Source organism: Thermus parvatiensis, assembly GCF_001535545.1.
Taxonomy (GTDB): domain Bacteria; phylum Deinococcota; class Deinococci; order Deinococcales; family Thermaceae; genus Thermus; species Thermus parvatiensis.
Window position 1 is genome coordinate 623,014 of the sequence record NZ_CP014141.1, and the last position, 15,290, is coordinate 638,303.

Annotated in this window: 12 protein-coding genes and 4 pseudogenes; 6 read left to right on the top strand and 10 right to left on the bottom strand. The window is 68.8% G+C overall.

The window, feature by feature from the left end; genetic code table 11:
• Positions 1 to 63: 63 nt before the first annotated feature.
• From glpX to AV541_RS03575, 4 genes and pseudogenes are all read right to left on the bottom strand, one after another.
• Positions 64 to 1,031, bottom strand: a pseudogene (gene glpX / locus AV541_RS03560) (class II fructose-bisphosphatase).
• Positions 1,021 to 1,665, bottom strand: a complete 645-nt coding sequence (gene hisIE, locus AV541_RS03565) for a bifunctional phosphoribosyl-AMP cyclohydrolase/phosphoribosyl-ATP diphosphatase HisIE (protein ID WP_060384252.1) — start codon at positions 1,663 to 1,665, stop codon at positions 1,021 to 1,023. The pseudogene glpX and the gene hisIE overlap by 11 nt, the downstream one beginning before the upstream one ends.
• A gap of 4 nt (positions 1,666 to 1,669) precedes the next feature.
• Positions 1,670 to 2,428 carry an imidazole glycerol phosphate synthase subunit HisF gene (gene hisF / locus AV541_RS03570; RefSeq protein ID WP_060384253.1) on the bottom strand — a complete coding sequence of 253 codons (759 nt, stop codon included), beginning with the start codon at positions 2,426 to 2,428 and terminating at the stop codon, positions 1,670 to 1,672.
• A complete protein-coding gene (locus AV541_RS03575; RefSeq protein WP_014629244.1) occupies positions 2,425 to 2,955 on the bottom strand; it encodes a Uma2 family endonuclease in 531 nt (176 codons plus the stop codon). The genes hisF and AV541_RS03575 overlap by 4 nt, the downstream gene beginning before the upstream one ends.
• A 100-nt stretch (positions 2,956 to 3,055) precedes the next feature.
• Between AV541_RS03575 and trmFO the strand changes: the two are divergent.
• Positions 3,056 to 4,321, top strand: a pseudogene (gene trmFO / locus AV541_RS03580) (methylenetetrahydrofolate--tRNA-(uracil(54)-C(5))-methyltransferase (FADH(2)-oxidizing) TrmFO); the annotation flags it as partial.
• A 116-nt stretch (positions 4,322 to 4,437) separates the two neighbouring features.
• Here the strand turns inward: trmFO and uvrA are convergent.
• Positions 4,438 to 7,295, bottom strand: a pseudogene (gene uvrA / locus AV541_RS03585) (excinuclease ABC subunit UvrA).
• Between the two features lie 75 nt (positions 7,296 to 7,370).
• On the opposite strand from uvrA, the gene AV541_RS03590 reads away from it, so the two are divergent.
• Entirely contained in the window at positions 7,371 to 8,285 is a 915-nt protein-coding gene (locus AV541_RS03590) for an SIS domain-containing protein (protein ID WP_060384254.1), read from the top strand.
• Between the two features lie 51 nt (positions 8,286 to 8,336).
• Here AV541_RS03590 and AV541_RS03595 read toward each other — a convergent pair whose 3' ends face one another.
• Together AV541_RS03595 and AV541_RS03600 are read right to left on the bottom strand one after the other, a co-directional pair.
• On the bottom strand, positions 8,337 to 9,050 hold the full coding sequence (locus tag AV541_RS03595) for a 2-phosphosulfolactate phosphatase (RefSeq protein ID WP_060384255.1): 714 nt from the start codon (positions 9,048 to 9,050) through the stop codon (positions 8,337 to 8,339).
• 9 nt (positions 9,051 to 9,059) lie between these two features.
• Positions 9,060 to 9,710, bottom strand: a complete 651-nt coding sequence (locus tag AV541_RS03600; RefSeq protein WP_014629249.1) for a Crp/Fnr family transcriptional regulator — start codon at positions 9,708 to 9,710, stop codon at positions 9,060 to 9,062.
• A 48-nt stretch (positions 9,711 to 9,758) separates the two neighbouring features.
• Here AV541_RS03600 and AV541_RS03605 point away from each other — a divergent pair.
• The 4 genes and pseudogenes from AV541_RS03605 (at position 9,759) to AV541_RS03620 (ending at position 12,842) form a co-directional block, all read left to right on the top strand.
• Positions 9,759 to 10,387 (top strand): annotated as a pseudogene (locus AV541_RS03605) (ABC transporter ATP-binding protein).
• A gap of 12 nt (positions 10,388 to 10,399) precedes the next feature.
• A complete protein-coding gene (locus AV541_RS03610; RefSeq protein WP_011173486.1) occupies positions 10,400 to 11,107 on the top strand; it encodes a phosphorylase family protein in 708 nt (235 codons plus the stop codon).
• A 3-nt stretch (positions 11,108 to 11,110) separates the two neighbouring features.
• The gene (locus AV541_RS03615) at positions 11,111 to 11,926 is read left to right on the top strand and encodes an enoyl-CoA hydratase/isomerase family protein (protein ID WP_060384256.1); all 816 of its coding nucleotides are present in this window, start codon (positions 11,111 to 11,113) and stop codon (positions 11,924 to 11,926) included.
• A 43-nt stretch (positions 11,927 to 11,969) separates the two neighbouring features.
• On the top strand, positions 11,970 to 12,842 hold the full coding sequence (locus AV541_RS03620; RefSeq protein WP_060384257.1) for a hypothetical protein: 873 nt from the start codon (positions 11,970 to 11,972) through the stop codon (positions 12,840 to 12,842).
• Positions 12,843 to 12,882: 40 nt separating this feature from the next.
• Here the strand turns inward: AV541_RS03620 and AV541_RS03625 are convergent, their stop codons facing one another.
• The 3 genes from AV541_RS03625 to AV541_RS03635 all read right to left on the bottom strand — a co-directional run bounded on the left by AV541_RS03625 (position 12,883) and on the right by AV541_RS03635 (position 15,262).
• Positions 12,883 to 13,320: a DUF2267 domain-containing protein gene (locus AV541_RS03625; protein ID WP_008632925.1), complete on the bottom strand. Its 438-nt coding sequence runs from the start codon at positions 13,318 to 13,320 to the stop codon at positions 12,883 to 12,885.
• A 79-nt stretch (positions 13,321 to 13,399) separates the two neighbouring features.
• Complete coding sequence (locus tag AV541_RS03630) at positions 13,400 to 13,606, bottom strand: dodecin (protein ID WP_008632923.1); 207 nt, start codon at positions 13,604 to 13,606, stop codon at positions 13,400 to 13,402.
• Positions 13,607 to 13,615: 9 nt separating this feature from the next.
• Positions 13,616 to 15,262, bottom strand: coding sequence for a long-chain-fatty-acid--CoA ligase (locus AV541_RS03635; RefSeq protein ID WP_060384258.1), 1,647 nt, complete (start codon positions 15,260 to 15,262; stop codon positions 13,616 to 13,618).
• Between the last annotated feature and the right edge of the window lie 28 nt (positions 15,263 to 15,290).

The window sequence follows — 15,290 nt, forward strand, 5'->3', positions numbered from 1 at the left end:
GGGCGCTTGGGCGTTTCGCCCCCTGCGTTCTTACGGCCCAAGCGCCCCCAGGGGCCTCCCCGTTTAGACCCGGATGGTGACCCGGGCGCCCGTCTCAAAGAGGTGGATGGAGTCTATGAAGCGCACCACCCGTGTGGCGTGGCCCATGACGATGGAGTGGGTCCTGGCCCCGCCCCCGAAGAAGCGCACGCCCTCCAGGATGTCCCCGTCGGTGATCCCGGTGGCGGCGAAGACGATCTCCTTGCCCGGGGCCAGGTCCTCGGTCTTGTAGATGCGGTGCTCGTCCCCGCCCATGGCTTTTAACCGTTCCCGCTCCTCCTCGCTTTGGGGGACGAAGCGGGCCTGGATCTCCCCGCCCAGGCATTTTAGGGCGGCGGCGGCTAAGACCCCTTCTGGGGCTCCGCCGATGCCCATCACCGCGTGGACCCCGGTGCCGCGGATGGCGGCGGCCAGGGCGGCGATCACGTCCCCGTCGGAGATGAGCTTGACCCGGGCCCCCGCTTCCCGGATCTCCCGGATGAGCCTTTCGTGCCGGGGGCGGTCCAGGACCACCACCACCAGGTCCTCCACGGAGCGCTGGAGGGCGAGGGCCAGGGCCTTGAGGTTGGCGGAGACGGGCCAGGTGAGGTCCACGAGGCCGGCGGCGGGCGGGGGACGATGAGCTTTTCCATGTACATGTCGGGGGCGTGGAAGAGCCCGCCCTTTTCGCTCAGGGCGATCACGGTCACGGCGTTGGGCAGGCCCTTGGCGGCGGTGGTGGTGCCCTCCACGGGGTCCACGGCGATGTCCACCTCCAGCCCCCCCTGGCCCAGGACCTCCCCGATGTAGAGCATGGGGGCCTCGTCCATCTCCCCCTCGCCGATGACCACGGTGCCCCTTATGGGGAGTTCGTTCAGCACCCGGCGCATGGCCTGGGTGCCCGCCTCGTCCACCGCCTCCTTGTCCCCCTTGCCCGCGAAGCGGCTCGCGGCCAGGGCCGCTTGCTCCGTGACCCGGACGACCTCGAGGACCAGCCGGCGTTCAATTTCCATGGCTTCCATCATAAGGGCTTCGCGGCCGGTGCCGCTCCCAGAGGGTCTTCGCCAGGTCCTCGGGGGTGAGGCCGAGCTCCGCCAGGGTGAGGAGGAGGTGGAAGAGGAGGTCCGCCGCCTCGTGGCGAAGCTCCTCGGGGTTTTGGTTCTTGGCGGCGAGGATCACCTCCCCCGCTTCCTCCCCGATCTTCTTTAGGATCCGGTCCAGGCCCGCTTGGTGCATCCGGGCCACGTAGCTTCCCTCGGGGAGGGTCCTTAGGCGCTCCTTGATGGTGGCGTAGACCTGGCCCACCACGAAGCCGAGGTCCTTCTCCCCTTCAAGGAGGGCCCGGTGGAAGCAGGTCCTCTCCCCCGTGTGGCAGGCGGGGCCTTGGGGGACCACCCGGTAGACCACGGCGTCCCCGTCACAGTCCAGAAGGACCTCCACCACCTCCTGGACGTTCCCGGAGGTTTCCCCCTTGCGCCAAAGGGCCTGGCGGCTTCGGCTATAGAAGGTGCTCCGCCTCGTCCTTAGGGTTTCCTCCAGGGCCTCCCGGTTGGCGTAGGCCAGGGTGAGGACCTCCCCGGTGCGGGCGTCCTGGACCACCACGGGGACGAGGCCCTTTTCGTCAAAACGGACGGCGGAAAGGTCCATGCCCCTAGTCTAGCCGGACGTGCACGCCTTTTTCCGCCAGGTAGCGCTTGAGTAGGGGGATGGGGATCTCCCCGAAGTGGAAGACGCTGGCCGCCAAGGCGGCCTCGGCCCCCGCCTGGAAGGCCTCGAGGAAATGCTCCATCCGCCCGGCCCCCCCGCTTGCGATCACCGGAACCCCCACCGCCTCGGCCACCATCCGGGTGAGCCTGAGGTCGTACCCCTCCTTGGTCCCGTCCCGGTCCATGCTGGTGAGGAGGATCTCCCCGGCCCCAAGCTCCACCCCCTTCACCGCCCACTCCACGGCGTGGAGGCCCGTGGGCACGCGCCCCCCCGCCACGTAGACCTCGGGGAAGTCCCCCCGCCACCGGGCGTCTATGGCCAGGACCACCGCCTGGGCGCCGAAGTGGTCGGAAAGCTCCCGGATGAGCTCGGGCCGCCTCACCGCGGCGGAGTTCACGCTCACCTTGTCGGCCCCCGAAAGGAGGAGCTTCCTCGCGTCCTCCAAGGAGCGCACCCCCCCGCCCACGGTGAGGGGGATGAAGACCCTCTCCGCCACCCTCGCCACCACGTCCAGGAGGATGGCCCGTTCCTCGTGGGTGGCGGAGATGTCCAGGAAGACGAGCTCGTCGGCCCCCGCCTCGTCGTAGGCCCGGGCCGCCTCCACGGGGTCACCGGCGTCCCTTAGGTTCACGAAGTTCACGCCCTTGACCACGCGGCCCGCGTGGACGTCCAAGCAAGGGACGATGCGCTTGGCGAGGCTCATAGGGGGGGCTGGAAGAGGAACGCCGCCTGGGGCAGGAGGAGGGGAGCGATCTTTTCCCCTTTGGCGATCCGGAAGCGGCGGTGGAAGCGGTCCTCCCTGGGTTCCCGGTGGACCTCGAGGCCCTCCCGGGTGAGGAGCCAGACCTCGGGAAGGCCTGCCCGCGCGTAGAGGGGAAGCTTCTTCTCCCGGTCCCAGGCCTCGGTGGAGAGGCTAACCTCCACCAGGAGGAGCACGTCCTCCGGGCCGGGATGGGCCTGGGTGTAGAAGTCCTCCCGGGGCTTGAGGAGGAGGAGGTCGGGGAGGAGGAGGCTTTCCTCGGAGAGGCGCAAGGGGCTTTGCACCCGGAGTTGGGCAAGCCCCGCCACCCTGGGGCCCAGGACGAAGAGGAGCCAGTCCAGAAGCCCCGCGTGCTCGCTGGAAGGGGGGGCCATCTCGTAGACCTCGCCGTCTAGGAGTTCCAGGCGGAGTTCGGGGTGGAGCGCCCCCAAGGCCTCCACCTCCTCCACCCGGAACCGGTGCCGCACCATGGAGCCCATTATACTTTTCCAAAAGCCTTTCCGGTGCTACCATCTAAAGGATGGAACGGGTGAACGTGGTGGGCGGTGGCCTCGCGGGGAGCGAGGCCGCCTGGACCCTCTTGCGCCTGGGCGTTCCCGTGCGCCTTTTTGAGATGCGCCCCAAGCGCATGACCCCGGCCCACGCCACGGACCGCTTCGCCGAGATCGTCTGCTCCAACTCCCTGGGCGGGGAAGGGGAGACGAACGCCAAGGGGCTTCTGCAGGCGGAGATGCGCCAGGCGGGAGGCCTCGTCATGGAAGCGGCGGAAAGGGCCCGGGTTCCCGCCGGGGGGCCTTGGCCGTGGACCGGGAGGAGTTCAGCGGCTACATCACGGAAAGGCTTTCCCGGCACCCCCTAATAGAGGTGGTGCGGGAGGAGGTGGGGGAGATCCCGGAGGGGATCACCATCTTGGCCACGGGGCCTTTGACCTCCGAGGCCTTGGCCGAGGCCTTGAAAAGGCGTTTCGGCGACCACTTCCTCGCCTACTACGACGCCGCAAGCCCCATCGTCCTCTACGAGAGCATTGACCTCACGAAGTGCTTCCGCGCCGGGCGCTACGGTCAGAGCGCCGACTACCTCAACTGCCCCATGACCGAGAAGGAGTACCGGCGCTTCTACGAGGCCCTCGTGCAGGCAGAAAAGCACGTGCCCCATGACTGGGAAAACCTTCAGTTCTTTGAAGCCTGCGTCCCTGTGGAGGAGCTCGCCCGGAGGGGCTACCAGACCCTCCTCTTCGGCCCCATGAAGCCCGTGGGCCTCGTGGACCCCCGCACGGGGAAGGAGCCTTATGCCGTGGTGCAACTTCGCCAGGAGGACAAGGCGGGGCGGATGTGGAGCCTGGTGGGCTTCCAGACGGGGCTCAAGTGGCCGGAGCAAAAGCGCCTCATTCAGATGATCCCCGGTCTGGAAAACGCCGAGATCGTCCGCTACGGAGTGATGCACCGGAACACCTACCTAAACGCCCCGAGGCTCCTTGGCGAGACCCTGGAGTTTAGGGAGGCGGAAGGGCTTTTCGCCGCCGGGGTCTTGGCCGGGGTGGAGGGGTATTTGGAAAGCGCCGCCACGGGCTTTTTGGCCGGGCTCAACGCCGCCCGGCGGGCCTTGGGCCTTCCCCCTGTGGCGCCCCCCGAGGAGAGCATGCTGGGGGGGCTTGTGCGCTACCTGGCCACGGCCAACCCCGAGGGCTTCCAGCCCATGTACGCCAACTGGGGCCTGGTGCCTGCGGTGGAGGGGCGGATGGGCAAGAAGGAGAAGCGGCAGGCCATGTACCGGAGGGGCCTCGAGGCCTTCTCCGCCTGGCTTTCCGGCCTGAACCCGTCCCTTCCCCGCCCCTAGGCGGCCCTCGTCTGAGATGCCCCTCCACGTTCTCCTCTTCGCCGTGCCCGAGAAGGACGAGGAGGCGGTGGCCGCCCTCCTGGCGGAGGCGGGGCCCTGGGCCGGGGTGCGGTCCTCTAGTCCGCCGCCACTCCGATCCGGGCGGCGATCTCGGGGATCCGGGCGAGAAAGCCCCCGGTGGGGCTCCCCGTGAGGGCCACCTCCTCGGGGGTGCCCTCGGCCACGATCTCCCCGCCCCGGTCCCCGCCCTCGGGGCCGAGGTCAATCACCCAGTCCGCGGTCTTCACCACGTCCAGGTTGTGCTCAATGACCACCACGGTGTTGCCCGCGTCCACCAGACGGTGGAGTACGGAGAGGAGCTTCGCCACATCGTCAAAGTGCAGGCCCGTGGTGGGCTCGTCCAGGATGTAGAGGGTGCGGCCCGTGGCCTTGCGGCCGAGCTCCGTGGCGAGCTTGATCCGCTGGGCCTCGCCCCCGGAGAGGGTGGGGGAGGGCTGGCCCAGCTTCATGTATCCGAGGCCCACATCCACCATGAGCTGGAGTTTCCGGGCGATGGAGGGAACGTTCTGGAAGAAGTCCAGGGCCTCCTCCACGGTCATGTCCAGGACGTCGGCGATGCTCTTCCCCCTGAGCTTGACCTCCAGGGTCTCCTTGTTGTAACGCTTCCCCTTGCAGACCTCGCAGGGGACATAGAGGTCGGGGAGGAAGAGCATCTCAATCTTCACCGTCCCGTCCCCAGCGCAGGCCTCGCACCGCCCGCCCTTGACGTTGAAGGAGAAGCGGCCTGGACCATACCCCCGCTTCCTGGCCTCCGGGGTCTTGGCGAAGAGGTCGCGGATCTCGTCAAAGACCCCGGTGTAGGTGGCGGGATTGGACCGGGGGGTGCGGCCGATGGGGGACTGGTCAATCTCGATGACCTTGTCCAGGTGTTCCACCCCCTCCAGGGCCTCGTAGGGGCCGGGGGTCGTCTTGGCCCGCATGAGCCTCTGGGCCAGGGCAGCGTAGAGGACGTCGTGGACAAGGGTGCTCTTTCCCGACCCCGAGGGGCCGGTGATGGCCACAAAGCGGCCCAGGGGGATCCTTAGGGTGACGTTCTTCAGGTTGTGCGCCCGCGCGCCCTTGAGGACGAGCCACTTGCCGTTCCCCTTGCGCCTCGCCTCGGGCACGGGGATCCTCTTCTCCCCCCTGAGGTAGGCCCCGGTGAGGCTTTGCGGGCTTTTGAGGATGTCCTCCAGGGTGCCCTGGGCCACCACCTCCCCCCGTGGATCCCCGCCCCCGGACCCATGTCCACGATCCAGTCGGCGGCCCGCATGGTCTCCTCGTCGTGTTCCACCACGATGAGGGTGTTGCCCAGGTCGCGGAGCCTTTTGAGGGTGCGGATGAGGCGCTGGTTGTCCCGGGGGTGGAGGCCGATGGAGGGCTCGTCCAGCACGTAGAGGACCCCGGTGAGGCCCGAGCCTACCTGGGTTGCGAGCCGGATCCTCTGGGCCTCGCCCCCGGAGAGGGTGTTGGCCGCCCGGTCCAGGGTGAGGTAGTCCAGGCCCACGTCCACCAGGAAGCCGAGCCGCTCCACGATCTCCCTGAGGATGGGCTTGGCGATCTTGGCCTGAAAGGGGGAAAGCTTCGCCTCCAGGTCTTGGAAGAAGGCCAAGGCCTCCCGCACCGGTAGGGCCGAGACCTCGGCGATGTTTCTCCCCGCCACCTTGACCGAGAGGACCTCCCGCTTGTACCGGGTGCCCCCGCAGGCGGGGCAGGGCCTTAAGGACATGAAGCCCTCCAAGGCCTCGCGCACCCCCTCGGAGTCGGACTCCTGGTAGCGCTTCTCCAGCCAGGGGATCACCCCCTCGTACCGCACCTCCACCCGGAAGGTTTCCTTGCCGCCCCGGCGGAAGACCACCTCAAAGGGCTCGGGAAGGCCGTAGAGGACGGCGCGCTTCGCCTCCTCCGGCAGGTCCTTGAAGGGGGTCTTGAGGTCAAAGCCCAGGTGCTCGGCCAGGGCCCTAAGGCGGTCCCAGAGGTAGCTCCTCCCCGTGTCCCGCCCCCGGGACCAGGGGAGGATGGCCCCCTCGGCCAGGGAGAGCTCGGGGTTCACCACGAGCTCGGGGTCAAACTCCTGGCGGTAGCCGAGGCCGGAGCAGGCGGGGCAGGCCCCGTAGGGGCTGTTGAAGGAGAAGATGCGGGGCTCCAGCTCCTCCAGGACCGAGCCGTGCTCGGGGCAGGCGAACTTCTCCGAGAAGAGCTCCTCTTCCCCGGTGTCCGGGTAGAGGACCCTAAGAAGCCCTTCCCCCCGAAGCAGGGCGAGCTCCACCGCCTCGGCGATGCGGGGGCGCTCCTCCTCCTTCAGGACCACCCGGTCAATCACCAGGTCAATGTCGTGCTTCTCGTACTTCTCCAGGCTGAGGCCTTGGGCCTCCTCCAGGAGGTAGATGACCCCGTCCACCCGCACCCGGGCGTAGCCTTCCTTCAGGAGCTGCTGAAAGAGCTTCCTGTACTCCCCCTTTCTCCCCCGGACCAGGGGGGCCATGAGGATGGCCCGGGTGCCGGGAGGGCGCCTGAGGAGGCGGTCGGTGATCTCGCTCGCCGACTGCTTCTCAATGGGACGGCCGCACTCGGGGCAGAAGGCCTGCCCCACGCGGGCGAAGAGGAGGCGGAGGTAGTCGTGGATCTCCGTGACGGTGCCCACGGTGGAGCGGGGGTTGTGGCTCGTGGTCTTCTGGTCGATGGAGATGGCCGGGGAAAGCCCCTCAATGCTCTCCACCTCGGGCTTGTCCATCACGCCCAGAAACTGCCGGGCGTAGCTGGAGAGGCTTTCCACGTAGCGCCTCTGCCCCTCGGCGTAGATGGTGTCAAAGGCCAAGGTGCTTTTCCCCGAACCGGAAACCCCGGTGATGACGATGAACTTGCCCCGGGGAAGCTCCAGGCTGATGTTCTTCAGGTTGTGCTCCCGAGCGCCCCGGATGACGATGCGGTCCATCCGTGGAAGTATACCACCCCCTCGGGGGATGGGGGTAGGGCCTAGGGCGGGGATGGGCCTTGCTATCATGGCCCCATGGCCTCCTGGACCGCGGAAGCCCCGGGGGTGGTGGAACGCCTCCTCAAGGAGAACGCGCCCGAGGTGCGAAGCCTCGCCCGCTTCCTCCGCCGCAGGAACCCGGCCCTCGTCCTGGCCGCGGCCCGGGGGCGGGGAGGCCTCGCCGCCCTCTACGCCAAGCACCTCCTCGAGGCCCGCCTCCTCTGGCCCGTCCTTCCCTTGGCCCTCCCCCTCTTCGCCCTCTACGGGGCGAGGCCCAAGGCGCCTTTTCCGAGCCTCCTCCTCGCCTACGACCTCGCCGGGGAGGGGGCGGGCGCGGCGGAACTGGTGCGGGCCTACCGGGGGGAGGGCCTCCTGACCCTGGCCTTCGTGGGTCGGGAGGAGAGCCCCTTGGCCGGGGCGGCCGAGGCGGTCCTCCCCCTCCACCTGGGCGGGGCGGAGGGCGCGGGCTTCCTTGCCGGGCTTGCGGCCACGGCCCAGCTTGCCGCCCACCTCCTGGAGGAGCCCCTCCTGCGGGAGGCCCTTCCTGCCCTGCCGGAGGCCATGGCGCGGGCCCTGGAGGGGGAGGAGGGCCTGGAGGTGGGGGAGGGCCTCTTCGTTCTGGGGCCGGGCTTCGCCTATCCCGTGGCCCTGGAGGCCGCCTTGCGCCTCAAGGAGGCGGGCCTCCGCGCCGAGGGGGTGGCCGCCCTCGAGGAGCTTTTCCCCGCCGGCCTCCCCCTCCTGGTCCTGGTGGGGCGGGACGGGGTCTTGGCCGGCCTCATCCCCGCCCTGGAGGGCCTTAAGGCCAAGGGGGTGCCCCTCTTCGTCCTCTCCCCCGAGCCCGAGGTTCTGGCCCTCGCCGACCTCCCCCTGCCTCTCCCTGTGGCCCTGGCGCCGGAGCTGGACCCTATCCTCCTCGGCCTAGGCTTCCACGCCCGCCTCGCCGCCCGCTAAGCCCACCAAAAGGGCTTCCCCCCGTGGGCAGCTTTTGTGGAGCCTGGAGGCTCAGGCCCGCTTGAAGATGAGGGCCTCGCCCACCCGGCCCCGGAGGACGGGGACGGCGGCGCTTTTGGCCACCTGGGCGCAGAAGGGGACGTCGGCCTCGAGGCCCACCTGCTTGAGGGCGAGGGCGGCGGCGGAAAGGCTTAGGGCCTCCAGGGGGTCGGGGTAGGCCCGCTTCACCGCGAGGGCGACCCGGGCGCCGTCCTCCGGCTCCACCTCCCCCAGGAACCCCAGGTACTCGGCCAGGACCCCGGCGGTGTAGAGGTCGTCCAGGCCCGCCCGCCCTTCCTTTCCGGCGCAGAGGATGGCCACCTCCTCCGTGGCGAGCTCCCTCGCCAGGCGGGCCGCCGCGTGGGCGTTGTACAGGGAGGCCAGGAGGACGTGCTTGGCCGTGCGGGCGGCGGTGTGGGCCGCCTTGGTGCCGTTGGTGGTGCTCATGACCACCACCCGCCCCGCCACCTGGGCCGAGAGGGCCTCCCGGGGGCTGTTGCCCAGGTCAAACCGGGGCGGCTTCAGCCCCCCCGTCTCCCCGGCCAGGACCACGTCCTCGTCCTTGAAGGCGAGGGCGCTCTCTAGGCTAGGCGTCCAGTACAAGGCCTCGGCCCCCGCCTCCAGGAAGGCCGCCGCCGTGGTGGTCGCCCGGATCACGTCCACCACCAGCACCACGTCCGGGTAGGCGAGGTGTTCCCCTGGGATCACGTCCACGCGCAGGCGCACCGCTTCCTCCTAGGCAAGCCCGAAGGCGATCTCCTCAAGAAGCGCCGCTTCCCGCACCTCCACCGTCCCGGGGCCGAGCCTGACCACCCCCTCCGCGGCCAGGGCGTGGAGGACCCGGGAGACGGTTTCCCGGCTGGTCCCCGCCAGGGCGGCGAGCTCGTGGTGGCGGATCCGGAAGAGGGGGCCGAGCCCCTGGCGGAGGAGCTTGAGGAGGGCGTAGGCCACCCGGTTCCGGGCCTCCTCAAAGGAGAGGAGGTCAAGCTCCAAGTCGGCCTCCCGGAGGCGCCGGGCGAGGAGGGCGGCCAGGTTGTGGGCCACCAGGGGGAGGCGCCGGATCAGGGCCAGGTAGTCCTCGCGGAAGAGGGCGAGGAGCTCGGTGTCCTCCACGGCCACGGCGCTGGCGCTCCTCTCCCCCTCGTCCAGGAGGCTCATCTCCCCGAAAAGCTCCCCCGGCCCCAGAAGGGCCAGGGTCCTTTCCTGGCCCCCGAGGTGGGTGCGGAAGAGGCGGACCTTCCCCGAGGCCACCAGGTAGAGGGCCTGCCCCAGGTCCCCCTGGTAAAAGATGGGCTTCCCCTGGGGGTAAAGGCGCCGCTGGAAGTAGCTCAGGGCCAGGTCCACCTCCTCCGGGGCCAGGCCGTGGAACAGGGGGCTTCCCTTCACCGCCAAGAGTCTAACGGAAACTTCATCTTCTGCCTAGAGGATGAGAGGGTGCGCCCGGTCCTCGAGGCCCGAGGCCTCGGCTACAGCTACGGCAACGGCCCCCTTTTCCGCGGCCTCTCCTTCGCCCTAGGCCCGGGGGAGGCTCTCGCCCTTCTCGGACCTTCGGGGAGCGGCAAGACCACCCTCCTCCACCTGGTGGCGGGCCTCCTCCCCTTCCAGGAGGGGGAGGTCTACTGGGAGGGGGAGGCGATCCGGGGGTCCCCGAGGCGCGCCTCGCCCGGAGGCGGCTTTCCTTTCTGGGCCTCGTCTTCCAGCACCACTTCCTCCTCCCCGAGCTCACCGCCCTGGAGAACGTCCTCGTGCCCGGGTACCTGGCGGGGCGGGTGGACCGGGGGCGGGCTTTGGCCCTCCTGGAGGCCCTCGGCCTTAAGGAGAAGGCCCACCTCCTGCCCCAGCGTCTTTCCGGGGGGGAGAGGCAGCGGGTGGCCGTGGCCCGGGCCCTCTACCTGAGGCCCCGGCTCCTCCTCGCCGACGAGCCCACGGCGAGCCTGGACCGCCGCCAGGCCCGGGAGGTGTTGGCCCTCCTCCGGGCCCTGGCCCGGGAGGAGGGGGCGGCCCTTCTCCTCGCCACCCACGACGAGGCCCTGTTGGAAGGGCTTCCCGCCCTCAGGCTGTAGTATGTTGGCGGTATGAGCCCCATCCACGTGCGCGCCCACCCCGGGGACGTGGCGGAGCGCGTCCTTCTCCCCGGGGATCCGGGCCGGGCCGAGTGGATCGCCAAGACCTTTTTGCAAAACCCCAGGCGGTACAACGACCACCGGGGGCTTTGGGGGTACACGGGCCTTTACAAGGGCGTGCCCGTCTCCGTCCAAACCACGGGGATGGGCACCCCCTCGGCGGCCATCGTGGTGGAGGAGCTGGTCCGGCTTGGCGCCCGGGTCCTCGTCCGGGTGGGGACGGCGGGGGCCGCTTCTTCGGACCTCGCCCCGGGGGAGCTCATCGTGGCCCAGGGGGCCGTGCCCCTGGACGGCACCACCCGGCAGTACCTGGAGGGGCGCCCCTACGCCCCGGTGCCCGACCCCGAGGTCTTCCGGGCCCTCTGGCGCCGGGCGGAGGCCTTGGGCTACCCCCACCGGGTGGGGCTCGTCGCCAGCGAGGACGCCTTCTACGCCACCACCCCCGAGGAGGCCCGGGCCTGGGCCCGCTACGGCGTCCTCGCCTTTGAGATGGAGGCCAGCGCCCTCTTCCTCCTCGGAAGGATGCGGGGGGTGCGGACGGGGGCCATCCTGGCCGTCTCCAACCGCATCGGCGACCCGGAGCTCGCTCCCCCTGAGGTGCTTCAAGAGGGCGTTCGGCGTATGGTGGAGGTAGCCCTCGAGGCCGTCCTGGAGGTTTGAACCATGGAGCACGAGCACGAACACGAGTTCGTCCTGGAGATCCCGGAGTTTGAGCACCTGGCTTACGAGGTGGAGGAGGGCATCGCCCTGGTGACCCTGAAGCGGCCCGAGGCCCTAAACGCCCTCTCCCAGAGCCTCCTGGAGGAGCTTGCCGAAATTCCTGAGCTCGTCCAGCAGGACCCTGAGGTCCGGGCGGTCATCTTCACCGGGGAGGGGAAGGCCTTCGCCGCGGGGGCTGACCTGAAGGAGATCGCGGCCATCAAGGACCCCTTCATGGGCCGGGAGTACGCCCTCTTTGGCCAGCGGGTCTTCGCCGAGATCGCCGCCCTCCCCGTCCCCACCATCGCCGCCATCAACGGCTATGCCCTGGGCGGGGGCCTGGAGCTCGCCCTGGCCTGCGACCTCAGGGTGGCGGCCAAGGGGGCCAAGCTGGGCCTTCCCGAGGTGGGCCTCGGCCTCATCCCCGGCTTCGGGGGCACCCAGCGCCTGCCCCGCCTCATCGGCCGGGGGCGGGCCTTGGACCTCATCTTCACCGGGCGGCACGTGGACGCCGAGGAGGCCCTCATGCTGGGCCTGGTGAACCGGGTAGCAGAAGACGCCCTGGAGGAGGCCAAGAAGCTTGCCCAAAAGATCTTGAAGAACGCCCCCATCGCCTTGGCCCTGGCCAAGGAGAGCGTGGTCCGGGGCGAGGGCCTGGACCTGGCCGAGGCCCTGGAAATCGAGGCCGACCTTTTCGGCTACGCCGCCGCCACGGAGGACATGAAGGAGGGGGTGCGGGCCTTCCTGGAGAAGCGTCCCCCGAGCTTCAAGGGCGAGTAGGGCCGAAGCCCTTTCCTCCCGGATGGGGTAAGGTGGGCGGAGGATGCAGGAGCGCGTATTCCATGTAGCGAGCCCCAAGGCCAAGCTTTACTCGGAGGCCGACCAGGCCATCCGAGAGCGCCTCAAGGACTTTCCCAAGGCCCTTAAGGCCTACGAGATGCTTGTCCAGGACCCGGAGGCCCGGGCAGGCTGGAACATGGCCAACTACCTCACCATGCGCAAGCTGGGCTACAACGACCACGGCCGGGTCCACGCCCTCCTCACCGGGGCGGCCAGCGTGGCCATCCTTGCCCTCCTCTCGGAGGCGGGGGTCCGCCTGGACACCGTGGAGTCGGGGGCCGGGGAGCTCGAGGACGCCTACGTGGTCGTGCTCCTCTCCACCATGCTCCACGACCTGGGTAACCAGGTCCACCGCTTTGGGCACGAGGCCTTTGGGGTGGTCCTTGCCCTCCCCATCTTGAACCGCATCCTGGACAGGCTCTACCCCGACCCCGAGCAACGCACCGCCATCCGGGCCCTGATTCTCCACGGCATTTACAGCCACGACCTCTCCCCGGAGCCCTTGACCATTGAGGCCGGGATCACCGCCGTGGCGGACGGGACCGATATCACCAAGGGCCGGGGTAGGAAGGCCTTCCAGCTCGGGAGCATAGACATCCACTCCATCAGCGCCTTGGCGGTGGACGAGGTGCGGATCCTCAAGGGGGAGAAGGTGCCGGTGGAGATCCAGGTGACCATGAACAACTCCGCTGGGATCTTCCAGGTGGAGGAGACCCTCACCAAGAAGGTGCTGAAAAGCCCCTTGAGGCCTTACGTCACCGTGGTGGCCATGACGGACGGGGAAGGGGGCCAGGATCAGCGCATCGTCCACCGGGTCCGCCTCCACGAGACGGAGGACCGCTTCGTCCTGGACTGAAAACCCCACCCCGGTGCGGGCCGGGGTGGGGCCCCAAACCCTAGCCCTCGGGCCAGAGCTCCCGAATCTCCTTGGGCAGGAGGCTCAGGATGTCCTCTAGCTCCCCTTGGGAGATCTCCCGGGAAAGGACCTTGAAGACGGCTCGTACCGCGGCCTCCGGGTCCACGGCGGGGCCGGAAGGGGTCTTGAGCTCCTCGGCCACGTGGGCCAGGAAGGCTTCCTTGTGCCGCTCCTTAAGAGGTTTGCCCGTGGGGTCCCAGCCCTCGTAGTACAGGCCCCGCACCAGCATGGGAAGCTGGGCGGCGAGCTGGGCCACCTCCTCCACGGTGAGCCGGTCCCTAAGGGCGTGGAGCACCGCCCTCAGGGCCAGGTAGGCCTTGTGGCGGTCCTCGGTGCCGAGCTCCTCCATGATCGCCTTGAGCAAGGCATGGGTCTTGTGGAGGGTCCGGTCAAAGACCTCTAGTCCGGTGGCGCTCATAGGCCTCACCTCCCACCTTCAGGGTAAGAGGGTGAGTCCATTGTTGTCAAGTCCATTGCTTATTCTTGATTAAGTTTGCCTACTCTTCCAAGCGGAACCCCACCTCCAGGACCACCTGGTACTCCTTCACTCCACCCTCGCCTACGGTGCCCCGGATCTCCTTCACCTCAAACCAGTCCAGGTGGCGCAGGATTTTTTGCGCCCGTGCCAAGGCGGCCTGGATGGCGGCCTCGAGGCCTTCCTCGCTCGTGCCCACGAGCTCCACCTTCTTGTAGACCTTGCCCATGGGGGCATTTTACCGCTTCGCCGCCACTTCCTTTTGCAGCTCCCGCTTGAGGATCTTCCCCACGCTGGACTTGGGGAGGCTTTCGCGGAACTGGATGATGCGGGGGACCTTGTAGGCGGCAAGGTTCTGCCGGCAGAAGGCCTCGATGTCCTTTTCTGTGACCTTGCCGCGGTACTCCTCCTTGAGGACGAGGAAGGCGGCCACGGTTTCTCCCCGGTAGGGGTCGGGGACGCCCACCACGGCGGCTTCCTGGACGGCCTCGTGCTGGTAGAGGACTTCTTCCACCTCGCGGGGGTAGATGTTGTAGCCGCCGGCGATGATCATGTCTTTTTTGCGGTCCACGATGTAGAAGTAGCCGTCCTCGTCCATTTTGGCCATGTCGCCGGTGTAGAGCCAGCCGTCTTTGAGGGCCTTCTCTGTTTCTTCGGGGCGGTTCCAGTAGCCTTTCATGACGTTGGGGCCCTTGACGACGAGCTCGCCCACCTCGCCTATGGGGACCTCCTTCCCTTCCTCGTCCACCACCTTGGCCTCCACGCCGGGGAAGGGGAGGCCCACGCTCCCCAGCTTGCGGGTCCCGTAGAGGGGGTTGCAGTGGGTCACGGGGCTGGCCTCGGTGAGGCCGTACCCCTCCACCAGCTTGGCCCCGGTGAGGGCCATGAAGCGCTCGGCCACCTCCAAAGGCAGGGGCGCCGAGCCGGAGATGCAGGCCCGCACGCTTTTCAGGTTCCGCTTCTCAATGCCGGGGAAGTTGTTGAAGGCCACGTAGAGGGTGGGCACCCCGGGGAAGAGGGTGACCCGGTGCTTCTCAATGGCCTCCACGATGGCCTTGATCTCGGGCCTGGGGAGGAGGACGAGCTTCGCCCCGCCCAGGAGGGCCAGGTTCATGGCCACGGTCATCCCGTAGACGTGGAAGAAGGGGATGGCCCCGAGGACCACCTCCTCCCCCTCCTTAAAGTCGGGGATCCAGGCCCGCACCTGGAGGGCGTTGGCGGAGAGGTTTTTGTGGGTGAGCATCGCCCCCTTGGCGAGGCCCGTGGTGCCCCCGGTGTACTGGAGGAGGGCGAGGTCGTCCAGGTCCAGGGGCACGGGGCGGGGCGTTCCGGGCCTGAGGAAGGCCCGCCAGGGGATGCCCTCGAGGGCCTTGGGGGCTTCCCCTTTCCGCCTGAGAAGGAGGGGGTAGAGGAGGTTCTTGGGGAAGGGGAGGTAGTCCTGAATCCCCGTGCGCACCACCTTCTCCACGGGCACCTCCCCCTTCACCTCCAGGTAGCGGGGGAGGAGCTGGTCCAGGATCACCAGGAAGCGGGCCCCGGCGTCTTTTAGCTGGTGCCGTAGCTCCCGTGGGGTGTACATGGGGTTGGTGTTCACCCCCACGCCCCCGGCGAGGAGGGTGCCGTAGAAGGCGATGACGAACTGGGGAGAGTTCGGGAGCATGAGGGCCACCCGATCCCCGGGCCTTAGCCCCGCTTCCTCTAGGCCCTTGGCGAAGGCCTCCACCTCGCGCCAGAGGGCCTCGTAGGTGAGACTTCGCCCCAAGAACTCCAGGGCCACCTTCTTGGGGAAGCGGCGGGCCGTCTCCGCCAGGGCCTCGGGAAGGAGCCGGGGCGCGGGGGCCTCCTTGGGGACCCCGGGATCGTAGTGGGCGTACCAGGGCTTCATGGCACCTCCTTGAACCGGGTCAAAGCTT

Excerpts from the sequence above, each read along its gene's own strand:
- AV541_RS03610 (WP_011173486.1), top strand. The coding sequence starts at position 10,400 with ATGAGCCCCATCCACGTGCGCGCCCACCCCGGGGACGTGGCGGAGCGC.
- AV541_RS03620 (WP_060384257.1), top strand. The coding sequence starts at position 11,970 with ATGCAGGAGCGCGTATTCCATGTAGCGAGCCCCAAGGCCAAGCTTTAC.
- AV541_RS03635 (WP_060384258.1), bottom strand. The coding sequence starts at position 15,262 with ATGAAGCCCTGGTACGCCCACTACGATCCCGGGGTCCCCAAGGAGGCC.
- AV541_RS03575 (WP_014629244.1), bottom strand. The coding sequence starts at position 2,955 with ATGGTGCGGCACCGGTTCCGGGTGGAGGAGGTGGAGGCCTTGGGGGCG.
- AV541_RS03615 (WP_060384256.1), top strand. The coding sequence starts at position 11,111 with ATGGAGCACGAGCACGAACACGAGTTCGTCCTGGAGATCCCGGAGTTT.
- AV541_RS03630 (WP_008632923.1), bottom strand. The coding sequence starts at position 13,606 with ATGGGCAAGGTCTACAAGAAGGTGGAGCTCGTGGGCACGAGCGAGGAA.
- hisF (WP_060384253.1), bottom strand. The coding sequence starts at position 2,428 with ATGAGCCTCGCCAAGCGCATCGTCCCTTGCTTGGACGTCCACGCGGGC.
- AV541_RS03625 (WP_008632925.1), bottom strand. The coding sequence starts at position 13,320 with ATGAGCGCCACCGGACTAGAGGTCTTTGACCGGACCCTCCACAAGACC.
- hisIE (WP_060384252.1), bottom strand. The coding sequence starts at position 1,665 with ATGGACCTTTCCGCCGTCCGTTTTGACGAAAAGGGCCTCGTCCCCGTG.
- AV541_RS03590 (WP_060384254.1), top strand. The coding sequence starts at position 7,371 with ATGGCCTCCTGGACCGCGGAAGCCCCGGGGGTGGTGGAACGCCTCCTC.